General features: G+C 51.4%; 14 protein-coding genes. 4 read left to right on the top strand and 10 right to left on the bottom strand.

The window, feature by feature from the left end; genetic code table 11:
- The first annotated feature begins 104 nt into the window (after positions 1–104).
- Both ACYVAD_RS03155 and ACYVAD_RS03150 read left to right on the top strand, forming a co-directional pair.
- Entirely contained in the window at positions 105–947 is an 843-nt protein-coding gene (locus ACYVAD_RS03155) for an N-acetylmuramoyl-L-alanine amidase family protein (RefSeq protein WP_461138003.1), read from the top strand.
- 179 nt (positions 948–1,126) lie between these two features.
- Positions 1,127–2,134 carry an MlaD family protein gene (locus ACYVAD_RS03150; RefSeq protein ID WP_461138002.1) on the top strand — a complete coding sequence of 336 codons (1,008 nt, stop codon included), beginning with the start codon at positions 1,127–1,129 and terminating at the stop codon, positions 2,132–2,134.
- A 73-nt stretch (positions 2,135–2,207) separates the two neighbouring features.
- Here ACYVAD_RS03150 and ACYVAD_RS03145 read toward each other — a convergent pair whose 3' ends face one another.
- The 7 genes from ACYVAD_RS03145 to ACYVAD_RS03115 all read right to left on the bottom strand — a co-directional run bounded on the left by ACYVAD_RS03145 (position 2,208) and on the right by ACYVAD_RS03115 (position 6,920).
- On the bottom strand, positions 2,208–2,612 hold the full coding sequence (locus tag ACYVAD_RS03145; RefSeq protein WP_461138001.1) for a c-type cytochrome: 405 nt from the start codon (positions 2,610–2,612) through the stop codon (positions 2,208–2,210).
- A gap of 8 nt (positions 2,613–2,620) precedes the next feature.
- Positions 2,621–3,172: a gliding motility lipoprotein GldD gene (gldD, locus tag ACYVAD_RS03140; RefSeq protein ID WP_461138514.1), complete on the bottom strand. Its 552-nt coding sequence runs from the start codon at positions 3,170–3,172 to the stop codon at positions 2,621–2,623.
- A 151-nt stretch (positions 3,173–3,323) separates the two neighbouring features.
- Entirely contained in the window at positions 3,324–3,614 is a 291-nt protein-coding gene (locus ACYVAD_RS03135; RefSeq protein WP_176569019.1) for a hypothetical protein, read from the bottom strand.
- Positions 3,615–3,667: 53 nt separating this feature from the next.
- A complete protein-coding gene (locus ACYVAD_RS03130) occupies positions 3,668–4,447 on the bottom strand; it encodes a TIGR00266 family protein (protein WP_461138000.1) in 780 nt (259 codons plus the stop codon).
- 34 nt (positions 4,448–4,481) lie between these two features.
- Positions 4,482–4,787, bottom strand: coding sequence for a hypothetical protein (locus tag ACYVAD_RS03125; RefSeq protein WP_461137999.1), 306 nt, complete (start codon positions 4,785–4,787; stop codon positions 4,482–4,484).
- Positions 4,788–4,928: 141 nt separating this feature from the next.
- The gene (gene gltX, locus ACYVAD_RS03120; protein WP_461137998.1) at positions 4,929–6,470 is read right to left on the bottom strand and encodes a glutamate--tRNA ligase; all 1,542 of its coding nucleotides are present in this window, start codon (positions 6,468–6,470) and stop codon (positions 4,929–4,931) included.
- A gap of 69 nt (positions 6,471–6,539) precedes the next feature.
- Positions 6,540–6,920, bottom strand: coding sequence for a Rid family detoxifying hydrolase (locus tag ACYVAD_RS03115; protein ID WP_461137997.1), 381 nt, complete (start codon positions 6,918–6,920; stop codon positions 6,540–6,542).
- Positions 6,921–7,107: 187 nt separating this feature from the next.
- Here ACYVAD_RS03115 and ACYVAD_RS03110 point away from each other — a divergent pair, with 187 nt between their 5' ends.
- The gene (locus ACYVAD_RS03110; protein ID WP_461137996.1) at positions 7,108–8,241 is read left to right on the top strand and encodes an App1 family protein; all 1,134 of its coding nucleotides are present in this window, start codon (positions 7,108–7,110) and stop codon (positions 8,239–8,241) included.
- Between the two features lies 1 nt (position 8,242).
- On the opposite strand, the gene ACYVAD_RS03105 is transcribed toward ACYVAD_RS03110, so the two are convergent.
- The 3 genes from ACYVAD_RS03105 to ACYVAD_RS03095 all read right to left on the bottom strand — a co-directional run bounded on the left by ACYVAD_RS03105 (position 8,243) and on the right by ACYVAD_RS03095 (position 12,212).
- The gene (locus tag ACYVAD_RS03105) at positions 8,243–9,193 is read right to left on the bottom strand and encodes a sugar phosphate isomerase/epimerase family protein (protein ID WP_461137995.1); all 951 of its coding nucleotides are present in this window, start codon (positions 9,191–9,193) and stop codon (positions 8,243–8,245) included.
- 83 nt (positions 9,194–9,276) lie between these two features.
- Entirely contained in the window at positions 9,277–10,968 is a 1,692-nt protein-coding gene (locus ACYVAD_RS03100) for a hypothetical protein (RefSeq protein ID WP_461137994.1), read from the bottom strand.
- Positions 10,965–12,212 carry a hypothetical protein gene (locus tag ACYVAD_RS03095; protein ID WP_461137993.1) on the bottom strand — a complete coding sequence of 416 codons (1,248 nt, stop codon included), beginning with the start codon at positions 12,210–12,212 and terminating at the stop codon, positions 10,965–10,967. The genes ACYVAD_RS03100 and ACYVAD_RS03095 overlap by 4 nt, the downstream gene beginning before the upstream one ends.
- Positions 12,213–12,443: 231 nt before the next feature.
- Between ACYVAD_RS03095 and ACYVAD_RS03090 the strand changes: the two genes are divergently transcribed.
- Positions 12,444–13,067, top strand: coding sequence for a hypothetical protein (locus tag ACYVAD_RS03090; protein ID WP_461137992.1), 624 nt, complete (start codon positions 12,444–12,446; stop codon positions 13,065–13,067).
- The last annotated feature ends 3 nt before the right edge of the window (positions 13,068–13,070 follow it).

Here is a 13,070-nt window from a genome sequence, read left to right as displayed (position 1 = left end):
AGTTATTCACGAACAGTTATCCCTTCATTGCTTTGAAACTGTTTCCCCTGTTAAAAAAATTAAAATCAACGGGTACTGATTTACCGGTACCAGCTCCCGGAATAATGACAACCCTGTTGTTGGCTACAATTCCGTTGCTGGCGTTGACCGTTGTGCCCGGCCCAAATGTCTTTTCGCCCGACCTAACTCAAGATACTGTTCGACGCGCAGAGGCTGATGCTACCGAAAGTAGTACGCCTACTCAGTTGCGTACGGTTGTGATCGATGCGGGCCACGGGGGCAAAGATCCAGGCTGTATCGGACGGCGAACGCGGGAGTCATGGGTTGTGCTGAAGCTGGCTCTACAACTGGGTCGGAAAATCAAGCAAGAGTTGCCTAAGGTACGCGTTATTTATACTCGTTCGTCGGATCACTTTGTTGAATTAGCCGAACGTTCGGCTATTGCTAACCGTAACCGGGCTGACTTATTTATCTCACTTCACTGTAACGCTAGTCCAAGCTCTAGTCGTGTGTATGGGACGGAAACGTATACCATGGGGTTACACAAAACAGAAGGAAACCTGGACGTAGCCAAACGCGAAAATGCTGTTATTCTGAAAGAGGATAATTATCAGCAGACCTACAAAGGCTTTAACCCGAACTCGCCACTGGCGCACATCATGCTGGCGAACTACCAGCACGCGTTTATGGGTAGTAGTATCAATTTTGCCGAGAAAGTCGAGCGTAGTTTCCGTCGTAACGCCGAACGGACCAGTCGAGGTGTGAAACAGGCTGGGTTTCTCGTACTTTGGCGGACAACGATGCCCAGTGTGCTGATTGAAACGGGTTATCTGACAAACCCAACCGAAGAAAATTTTCTGATGTCGCCGGAAGGACAGATTCAGATTACAGAAGCTATTTACAAAGCTTTCGAGCAGTACAAAGAAGAAATAGATAACGCCGGTTGAGTCATACAGCCGGTATGAAGACAGATGAGGAGGGTCCGGATGGCTCTCTTCGTTTTGTTTTGGCGCGCAACGGCTTAGAGCTTTTTAGTATCCATTTGAGACAAATAGCCGCCAATGTTGGTTATACGTTCAAGCCATACTGATTGGAGCAACTTAATAGTTGTTCACTAGATACACGCATGAAAATTTCTCAGGAAGTAAAAGTTGGTTTGTTGGCCGTTGTCACGTTGCTGATGCTTTACTTCGGATTTAACTTTCTGAAGGGAACCGACTTCTTCTCTTCGTCCCGTAAGTACAAGGTTATTTATAATACCATTGACGGACTGACAACCTCGAATCCGGTACGAATCAACGGATTAGCGGTTGGTAAGGTTGATCGAATTGACATCTTACAAGATCAGGGCAATAAACTGCTGGTTACGCTGGATATCGATAAAGGAATTCGGATTACACGGGGAAGCCGGGCGGTCCTGGCCGATGACGGTTTATTGGGCGGTAAGGCTATTCGACTGGGAATCAACACTAAGGGCGAAGAACTGGAAAACGGCGGTACGTTGGTGGCGGCTAAAGAGTCTGCCTTATCGGCGTTGATTCGGGAAAAAACGCTGCCGGTTCTGAACAATGTAGATTCATTGACCTACCAGCTTAATAAAGTTGTCGCTCAGTTCGACCAGACGGGGGTTACGTTAAATCAGACGTTGCGTGCTGCTAATGCAGGGCTGCAAACGCTTGATCTGACTATTGCCGAGAACCGCGCTGGTCTGCGTACAACACTCGCGAACGTAAATAAGCTGTCGGCATCTCTGATTGAAACTGAGCGTCAGCTGAAGCCTATTCTAGCGAAGGCCGACACATTTGCTGATTCGCTGCAAGGACTTCAGTTGAAGCAGACGCTGGGTAGCGTGAACAAAACGGTGGATAACCTCCAAAAACTTCTGGCCAGCATCAATAGCGGGCAGGGGTCGCTGGGGAAACTAACCTCCGACGATAAACTGTACAGCAACGTCAATGCGACTACTGCCAGCCTCGAACGTCTGTTGACCGACCTTCGTGAGAACCCAAAACGATACGTTCACTTCTCATTATTCGGCCGTAAAGACAAATCAGCACCCGTTCCAGCTAGACCTGGAAGCGCGACAGTAACAACGGTGACCACAACTACTGTTGATTCAACGGGCAGCAGATAAACCAAACAATCTAACAAAAAGCGCTCATCGGCCGGCCGATGAGCGCTTTTTGTTGCTGGTAGAGAAGAAGTAGCTACTTCGCTGATCGTTGCTGTTTTACCTCGTCAGCGGTAATGGCAGAAGCTTTATTACCAAAACTGCTGCGGATATAGGTCAACACATCGGCCAGCTGCTGGTCTGTTAAAAAATCATGGGCGGGCATCACGTTATCGTAGGGCTCTCCGTCAATCTCCTGATCCCGTAACCCCTTCAGTAATACGTTGATAAGCCGATTTTTGTCGCCCGTTACCCAGTCTGTGCCACGCAGCGGGGGATTCAGGTTTGGTACACCCGAACCATTGACCTGATGGCAGGTCAGACAATGCTGCTCGTACACCAACTGGCCGGGTGATTTTGCAGTTTTTGCGGCTGGCGATGGAGTCTGAGCCTGCGCACTCAGTAAAAACAAAGAAGCCAGAAATGACAAGTTGAATTTCATAAAACCAGCTAGTTTCGCCATTTTAACGTATTCATCATGTGCATGATGTCCTTACGGATATAGTCAATAACCGGCTGTAAGGAGTCGTTTTCCGTTGCGGTGTTGAAGTAAAGGGCTCCCCGCAGAAAATGCTTTGTGGAATCAGTAGTAACGAACTGCACCTGGCTGGGTACCTCACCTGTTAGGTCAATGATACTGGCTTCCAATCCTGACTTCAACCGAATTTTACGTTGCTCAATAGACGTAGCCCGGATCTGGTGACGGGATGCTAGTTTGTACGAATCTTCCAACATAGCCCGTAGCCGATTTACGTCGTTGTTTACCGGTTTGTACGTCAGTTGGATACTGGCGTTGTAGGCGGGATAGTTGATAAAAATCCAGTCGGGTTCCGAACGCGCAAACGTATCAGGTAGAATCCTGGCGGCTTTGTTATATTCAAACGTATATGGGTGCGTTGGCTCCAGTTGTTTGTAGTCCTGGGGCGGCAGGTCCAGACGAGGATATCCCTTCGGTTTGGGAACGTAATTGTCCGACGAACTGCTTCCGCAGGCAGCAGCCATCAAACCCAGTAGCAGAAAAAGCGAATAGCGTAACACGGAACTCAGACAGATAGCGAGAAAAACGGCAGATTGACGTAGATCAATTACGCAAAGAACGAAAAAGCCTGGTCGTTTGGTACCAGGCTTTTCTTGTATTACGTATATGGTCGAATTACACGTTAACGTCTTCCAACTCTTCCTTCATCACGGGCTGCCCTAGTAGCGTAGCGAAACGATTTACGTTAAACGTTGGCTCAAACCAAACCTCACCCATAACCGGGTGTTTAACAGGTACTTCAGGATTTTGAATCTCCTGTAGCAGCACGCCCGTATCGCCGGTTGTGTGCCGCTTCACCTGACGGATGGTGTAAAGCTGATCGCGCTTGGGTGTCTGAACGCCGAACTCGGCGTAGAATGCCAGCACCGGCGCGGGAAAATTGTCGTTTGTGCAGATAACTTCCATAAACTTTTTTCTTACGTAGGGGGACAACAGTTTATGGGGCAAACTGATTCCCGTTAGTCTTCGAACAGATTGCCTAATTGACCCAACACTGAACCACCTTCTTTGTGCGCTTGGGCACCGTTGGGGGAGAGCCGTTGTACGAGTTTGGAGATTGGCATTGATTGAATCCAGACTTTACCACTGCCACGTAACGTAGCGAGGAATAGTCCTTCGCCACCAAAGACCATACTGCGCAGACCGCCGGCCCGTTGAATATCAAAATTGATACTTGGTTCGAAGCCAACGACACAACCCGTATCAACCCGTAACATTTCGTTATTTAACGTCCGCTCAATAACGACCCCGCCTGCGTGAACAAAGGCCATACCATCACCTTGTACCTTTTGTAGGATAAACCCTTCGCCCCCGAAGAAACCAGAACCCAGCCGCTGGTTGAACTGGATGCTGAGCTTGGTGCCAAGTGCCGCGCATAGGAAAGAATCTTTCTGCACGATCAACGTATTGCCATACACGTTAGCCAGGTTGATGGGCATAATCGTACCGGGATAGGGGGCTGAGAAAGCCACTTTCCGCTTCCCGTGGCCACGGTTTGTGAAATGCGTCATGAATAACGATTCGCCCGTTATCAGCCGAGAACCGGCCTGGAAAATCTTGCCCATGAAGCCCTGGTCGGGTTGAGAGCCATCGCCCATTTTGGTTTCAAACTGAATGCCATCTTCCATGTATAGCATGGCACCGGCTTCGGCGATAACGGTTTCGCTGGGGTCTAGTTCGATCTCAACAATCTGGATGTCTTCACCAATGATTTTGTAATCAATCTCGTGAGAATACATGGTAAAAAATGGTTAAAGGGGTATTTAGTACGTGTTAGCGTCGCTTAGGCGTTTTTCGGGGTGTTTCGTCCATGTCCATATCGTCGTCGTCGAGGTTCAGGTCATCGTCTGACTCTTTTTCGGTTTCTTCGTCTGGTTCTGGATCACCTTTGAGATTCAGATCGGTCCGGTGCCGTAATTTCTTGTCGTCAACGGTTTTGTTTAGAAACTGGTTGATCTTGTCGATGTCAAAGCTCGTTGTGATCTCGCCAAAGGAATTGATCTGAATGTCGAAGCCTTCCAATTCTTTGTGAACACGGGGCTTCTCGTTTTCGTCGGGGTTTATTTTTTTCTTAGCCATAGTTGTAGTTCGAATACTGTTGTTACTCAAAACCCTGCTGGGCTGAATGAGTTACGGAAAGCTCGAAAAAAATGCCCGACCCGCCAAAAGTAATCGATTGGGCAAGTCGGGCAAGATACCGTTTTGTCAACGGTCAAAATTCTAGTTAGTCGGTGTTTTTAGCGTATTGAGTGCGTTGCTCAGCCGCCCGATGGTCTCTTCTTTACCGATAATTTCCATTGTGAGCATCAGGTCTGGTCCTGCACCCAGGCCCGTTAGCGCTACCCGCATGGCCTGCATGATCTTACCCTGCTTAATACCCGCTTGCTGCATTGTGTCCGACAATAGATGCTTGATATCATCGGCTACAAAGTTACCTTCGAATGATTGGAGGGCATCGTGAAAAGCAGTAACGGCTTTCACCGCATCGGCATTCCATTTGGCCGCCACGACCGTTTCGTCGTACACCGTCGGCGCGTAGAAAATAGTGGCCGCTTCGCCAAAAATTTCGTGGGCGAAGTTAACGCGGCCCTTCAACAAGGCCGCAATCTTCTCCGCTTTTTCCAGAGAGCAGTCGAAGCCAGCGGCTTCGGCCTGCTGCTGAACGGCGGGCGCTAACGTAGCATCCGATTGTTCACGAATATACTGGTGGTTGAACCACTGCGCTTTCTGAATGTCAAACCGCGCACCGGCTTTGTGTACTTGGCCAATGTCGAAGCTGGCGATCAGTTCGTCCATCGAGAACAGTTCCTGTTCGGTACCCGGATTCCAGCCCAGCAGGGCCAGGAAATTAACCGTGGCTTCGGGCAGGTAACCGTCCTCGCGGAAACCACGCGCTACGTTACCCGTAAACGGATCTTTCCACTCCAGCGGAAATACCGGAAAGCCGCCCAGATCGGCGTCGCGTTTGCTGAGCTTACCATTACCTTCTGGTTTCAGCAATAGAGGCAAGTGGGCAAACTGCGGCATAGTATCCTCCCAGCCGAGATAGCGGTACAGCAGTACATGCAGGGGCGCAGAGGGTAACCACTCTTCTCCCCGAATGACGTGCGTAATTTCCATTAGGTGATCGTCCACTATGTTTGCCAAGTGGTACGTGGGTAGACCGTCGGATTTGAGTAGCACCTTATCGTCAATGGCCGACGAGTGCACATTTACCCAGCCCCGGATCAGGTCGTTCAACCGAACCTCTTCCTTACGGGGTGTTTTTAGCCGGATGACATACGGATCTCCGGCATCGATCCGCGCTTTTACGTCCTCGGCTGACATCGTCAGCGAGTTGCGCATCTGCATCCGCGTGATGGAATTGTACTGAGCCGCCGGCGCATTGGCTTCTTCGAGCCGCTTCCGCATAGCGTCCAGTTCTTCCGCCGTATCGAAGGCATAATACGCTTTCCCCTCCGACACAAGCCGCTCGGCATCGTTGCGGTAGATGTCTTTACGTTCCGACTGGCGGTAGGGCGCGTGCGGACCGCCAATGCCCTGACCTTCGTCGATGGTAATGCCCACCCATTTCAGGGCTTCCAGAATATACTCTTCGGCACCGGGTACAAAACGGTTCTGATCCGTATCTTCGATGCGTAGCAGCATCTGACCACCCATCTTCCGGGCGAACAGGTAATTGTATAGGGCGGTACGTACTCCGCCAATGTGCAGCGGCCCGGTTGGACTAGGCGCAAACCGAACGCGAACAGGTTTGGACATAAGAATAATGGCAGAATAATGGCGAATGAGTGAATGCGATAAACAATCACTCTTTCGCTCTTTCACTCTTTAGATCGCTATTACAGAAATTTCAACATTAACGTCTTTGGGGAGACGGGCGACTTCGACGGTTTCGCGGGCGGGTGGCTCCGACAGGAAGAAACGGCCGTACACTTCGTTGATGGCCGCGAAATTGTTCATGTCTTTGACGAAAATGCTGGCTTTCACGATGTTTGAATAGTTCAAACCGGCCGCTTTCAGGATCTCGCCGATATTCTCCATTACCTGCTGCGTTTCGGCCTGAATGTCGCCCGTAGCGGCTGCGTCCAGGGCAATCTGGCCTGATACGAACAACATACTTGCTGGCGACGTGATATTTATTTTGACGGCCTGACTGTAAGGGCCGATGGCAGCGGGGGCCTTATCGGTAAAAACAATTTGCTTGCTCATTGCTTCTTTTAGTGAGTTGATCGGCGGGGACGCTGTCGCCCTGCCAATCGTAAATTGTGCCTGCAAGTTACCACCGCTTCGGCGGTCCAACAAACCTACGATAAGCCAAATCTCCCGGACCTGTCTCGCAGAGTAGGCAGGTAGATTAACCAGGCGCGGGCTCTTGGGTGATCGTAAAAAGACGTGTATGACGACTTGGAAAGACTTTTTAATCAATACATCGGTAGAAGCCGAACAGCAATTTGACCGGCTCAAAAACCGCCTGTTTGGGCGGCTTGATAAAAACAAACCGTATCGAATTGTGTACTATCGCGGTTTTGGCAGCCCTTCGGCTGTCTGGCTCAAAGGGCGCGTATTGCGCGAGCGAGACTTGAGCACGCCGTCCGATAACGATACGTTCTGGCAGAACCTATTGGCAACGTATCAGCGGTTTGAGAGCGACGAAGTGCCAGGCGTAACGGTTCGGGTCGAGGCCTTCGACCAGTCGCACACGACGGTGACCGATGAAGAAGGTTACTTCGAGGTGACTATCAATCCGCCCAACGATCTGCCACCCGGCCGGGTCTGGTTTCCGGTGCGGTACTCGCTGGACGGCATGACCCAGCCAACGACCGGAGAGCCAGTGTCCAAAGACGGGTATCTAATGGTTTCGCCGACGTATAGCCAGTTCGGGATCATTTCGGATATTGACGATACGGTGCTGGTAACGGGAGCAACAAATCTGCTGCAAACCGCCCGGCTGACGTTTCTGGGAAATGCGTACACACGGCTGCCGTTTGCGGGCGTAGCGGCTTTTTACCGGGCATTGCAGAGTGGACCCGTAACGACGCTGTTTAATCCACTGTATTTTGTGTCAAGCAGCCCGTGGAATCTGTACGATTTGTTGGTCGACTTTTTCCGGATTCAGGGGATTCCAAAGGGGCCAATTTTACTGCGTGACATAGGGCTTGATCCGTCGCTACTTTCATCACGGTCGCACCACACGCACAAGCTAGGTATGATTCGAAAAGTGCTGGACGTAAATCCGCAGCTGCCTTTTGTGCTCATTGGCGACAGTGGCCAGCAGGACCCGGAAATTTACGCACAGGTCGTGCGTGATAATCCCGGTCGCATTAAAGCCGTTTATATCCGCGACGTATCAGCCGAAGACCGGCGCGACGAAGCCGTACGGGAGCTAATCCGGACGACAAGTGCTTTCGAGGTGCCGATGCTGCTGGTAGCTGATACGGTTGAAGCCGCCGAGCACGCAGCTACCATCGGACTAATTGACTCGGACACCATTCCCGAAATTCGCGCTGACCGGCAAGCCGATAAGGAGTAGGCTAAACTCCGGTAATCATGGCCTTCATTTTTGTCATTGCTGTGTTCGCAACCGTCTGCGCGTCCTGCGCGTAGTACGTTTTGTTGAACACCTCCAGTGAGAGAATGATCGGCCGGTCGGGGCGTTTGATCTGTTTCAGAATCTCTTTGATCGGAGCGATCCCATCGCCCGGAAATGTCCGGTCTCCGTCGGTAACGGTTTGGCGGGGTATGTTGGCCGGGTAGTCATTGACGTGAAAAATCTCAATGGCCGGTTTGCCCACCAGTGGTAGACTCGCCAGGCTGGAGCCGCCTTTGAACAGGTGATAGACGTCAAGCAGAAGCCGGGCGGATGGGTGGCCGCTCTCAATGGCTACGTACATGACCTCGCTTAGCTTGTTCAGGTTTTTAGAGAATCCCCAGAGCTCCAGTTGCGGAACAACACCCGTCTGATCACTCAACTCTAGAATATGACGATAGCGCTCAGCCACTTTAGGTAATTCGATAACGGAAGCATCGGGGGCCTGGGCGCCAACGGGGGGCGTAGCAATACGTTTACAACCAATCTGAGCCAGCAGCTCCATTTCCTGTTTTAACTGATCAACACCTTTCCGACGAGCGCTTTCGTCGTCCAAAATCCAGGGCGCAAAGCCAATTGCATTTTCTACCCGAACGTTCAGGTCGGTCAAGCGCTTTTTTAGCTCAGCCGTTTTACCGCCGTTTTTTAGATACTCCTGCAACGAATCGATCCAGATTTCGACGGCCGGAAAACCCGCTTTGGCGGCTGTCTCCAACTCCTTCACCAAACCGAGTTTATGACCCCGAATGGTACTCATGTTCAGACAGAGTATGAACGGAGCGGAAGCCGCTGTTCCAGCGGCAGCACTGGAAATGGGTAAGGTGGATGCGGCAGACGTACCAAGTAAGGAACCTAAAGCGGCCAGGGCCTGCCGACGGGAAAAACGTGTAGTCATGAAACGAAACCTGCGGGGCTGATTGGAAAAGAAAGTACCCGGTTGCAGTACGGTAAATGAAATAATGAGCCTATTTCTACTGATTACATCAGCGGATCGTCAACCTGTGTATCGAAAACGCCCGTCAGCACCTGCCCGTTACGTTTCACCTGAACCCAGATGCGGTAATGGCCCGCTTTCGGAAAGGCGTACGGAAACTGCACCATGTTGTTGACCGTCATCTTATGATTCATGTCGGGCATGCCAGCCATCAGAAGCTTGTTCTTCTCGGCTTCCGGCAAATTTTTAAGCCGCGCTACGTACGTATCGATGCTATCCCGGAACTTACTGGCATCGGGGTAATGAAACGTTCGGCTGGTGTCTGCAATGCGGCTGGTTAGTGACCCTTCGGCCGCCATTGAATACGTACCAATGGGGTGCAGGTGAATATACACTGAGCCGTCGGAACGGAGGATGGCCGCATGACCACTCATGCCCAGGTATGGCTCTACTGGAGCCGCTTTGCCCCGCGCATCTGCCACGGCGAACTTCAGCGTGTACAATTTTCCTGACTCCAGAATTTTGCTGGGTTTGTCGGTCCAGACCATCGTTGACCCATCGGCTAGTTCTACGCTGGCGCTAGGTTTACCGCAAACCACCATGTCGTTGTCCAGGTGCGGCACATTCACCGCGTTCGCTTTAACGCCCATGGGTTCGGCTACAAGCCAGCTGTCATCCGGATCGGAAGGTTTCGGCGTAACGGCAGTCGTCGCTTTGACGGTAGGAATGTCGACTGTGTCGGTGAGCGTTTCCGCGTATCCACTGCGGTATACTACGTCGGCATAAAGCAGGTATTTGCCGCTGGGCAGGGATGGCAGCGTTACGTCATAATGTAGCGTATCCCGCCGGTTGGGGTGGAGATGGGCGAATGCATCAAGCCCCGGCGTCCGAACCAAAAAAGCGTGCATTAACTTGCCGTGGTCAGGCAGGACGTAGCTGAGTGTTCGTCGCTTTTGCCAGTTACGCGCAAAGCCAGTTGTATCAAATTGAATGGTCAGTTTCTGTTGGGAGCCTACAGCCTGGACCGATGTATGAATCGGCATGGGCTGGTACAGTTGTTCGGTTCGATATTCTTCGGCCGAGCTGACCCACCACGAACGCCAGCCCGTTAGCATCAGCGCCAGTACCACGGTTCCGATGCTCATACCAACAACCCGACGACGTTGAAACGTTTTCGGTAGCGGCTGGCCGGGTGGAACAACCCCATCGGCATTGCTGGCACCAATGATCGTAACCATCATCACGACCAGCAATAAACCCAGTACCGCAAGGAGGGCACCCGTTCCAGCGGGCATGTCGCGCTGTGCCGTGGCCACTGACATCAGCGGAACGATAACCTGAGCTTTTCCATCAGGGCCATCAATGGCTAACTGAACACTGGACGAGCCGGAATCCATCAGCCAGACGACGCCCTCGTAACGATTACCGCCCTGAGCCGTCAATATATCGTGGTTGGGAGCTCCTTCATCGCCGGAATCGAAGTAGATGGGCCGTGCCTGTATGGAGTTGGCTCGCCCCTGTTCGACAAAAACGGTGACGGTGGCGGTTCCTGGTATGACGTCAGGTGGCGTAACGCTGACGAGCAGTTGGTAAGGACCTGCTTTTTTCTGCACGATAACACCCGAGCTACCAATATGGGCAAAAACTAAAGGGCCGTTCAATAGCAGGAACGTAACGACAAGTAAAAAAAGACGTTGACGCCTGCTGCCGGGTAATTGGTTAGTATGCTGTTTCATCGTTGTACCCGTTTCATCCAGTTCCCCCACAATAAGCCAACCCGCGCCGACAGCATTGCAAACAAAGCGGCCTTGCCAAAGCCAATCATAAAGTCAATCGGAGCCTGTAAGCGCCGGGGAGCGAACGCATATCGGTATTTCCAGTCGGGTTCATTGCCATATGGCCAGGATTCGCTCAGGAAAAACCAGTTCCGCGCATAGGGCGACGTGTGCAGAAATTCGCCGAAAGGCCACTGAACGACGAGTAAAGCCAGTAGGAACGTCATGCCCGCCAGAGCGGCCAGCCACCAGTCGTTGAGTTTGCGCGGGTTGGCTGTACCGTCGAAGTGGTGTAGCAGTTTATCCAGGAGAAAGCCGGGAACAATCAGGACTACAGGAAACATGAAGGCCTGGTAATGGGTGATTGGATTTAAAACCGGACCTAGTCGGGGTGTAGCCGGGAAAAGAGGCAAGACCCAGCTTGGAATCAGCATGGCAAGCATATAAATACCCGCAATGATTGTGATGGGATACTGTAGCTTCGAGGCCCGCCCAACCGCCAACAGAAAGAAGGGAAAAACAATAGCCGCAAACAGGTAATAAGAGGAGTGATGAGATCGGCTTCTGGTAATAGTTTCCGCAAACAGGGTAAACAACATACACAGGACCAGGCCAGCCGCCACTGCGAACAGAATCTTTACCCTGTTGCTGGTCGACTGATTCTTAGAAGTCTCTACAATCTGATTCTGTAAGGCGAGTACCCCTACCATAGCCCCGAACTGAAGCACCATAATGCCAATGATCAGAATTGTATGCGGTGGGGTTAGAATCTGAACGTCGAGGCCAAACGTATTGTGCCACCAGTCGTCAAACGGAGCGGAGGTCAACATCGCCAATGCCCCCCAAACGCAGAACATAGCACCCAGTGGAGCATAGAATACGCCCCAGAAGCGCACCGCACCGGCTCGCTCGGGATTATTTTTCTGAAGCGTCAGACGAAGAATCTGATAACCCGAAAACAGGCCTGAGACAACAGCACCTACGTAAATGACCAGGTGCGGTGGCGCAAATAAACCATCCCGGCCAATGCTCAGGTGCCACATGATATCCCAAAGCAGGCCCCAGACGACGCAGAGAGATGCGAAGACAATCGCGTAAACGTAGACCGGGACAGACTGGGTTAGCGAGGTGGTTGATGATTCCGACGTGCGCGTTGTAGGTGTGCCGGGCGTTATAACGTTGGCATGAGGAAGGGCCGTTTGCATAACTCGTTAGAAGCAGTTAGGAATACAGAATCTAAAAGTAAAAAAAGTTGATCAGTTACGGTGATTGTTTGCTGCGAACCAGCTAAAAATCAGTTTATAAGCTGCTGCTGGGGAGACGGGTCAGGCAGTAGAATGCACTGGAGCGGGTTGATAATATTTTACCAACCGGAGCAATAACATACTTGATTTACAGCGTTATTCGCAGTAGAATTAGTTATTCGCCTTTCTTATATGCTTCATCATCGTCAGTCCCGCCGGTATTCACTCATCATCACAACCACGCTGCTTACCAGCCTGATTTGCCTGATGAATGCCTGCATTCCGGACTTCCTTGTCTCTAATCCAGAATGGGTGACGATTGAAGCCGGTGACCATGAGCCGCTGCCTAAACGCAAGGTTGGAGTTGACTTAAAACCCACGGAATTATCGGCAACCGTTACGTTCGATAGTACCTGCATCTATGATATTGGCGCGGTCGACGAACAGGACTGGAACAAAGTAATCGGGCTGGGTTTTGTTGGTTCGAGCACGGATGATATTACCAGTGGTGTGCCTCCGCATCAGATTGACGGTGCCCGGATTGGCTGGCGCTGGAACCCACAACGCCAACGTATCGACCTGGGGGCTTACGTCTACATCAACGGACAATTGACCTCATTCAAGATCGCCGAGACGCCGATCAATCAACCAACGCAGCTAACGATCAAAGTCGATTACGACCGGAAGCTGTACCAGATCATGGGTGGCAAACCCATTGCTTTCACGCACAGCAAAACATTTGCTTACAAGACGGGTCTTTACTTTGGCGGCAACCAGCCGGCTCCTCACCAGGTTCGGGTGAAGATTGTGTATTAAGAT

The sequence above is a fragment of the Spirosoma pomorum genome (assembly GCF_054776615.1).
Note: the sequence above shows the minus strand (reverse complement) of the source record. Positions and strands in the feature narration are given on the sequence as shown.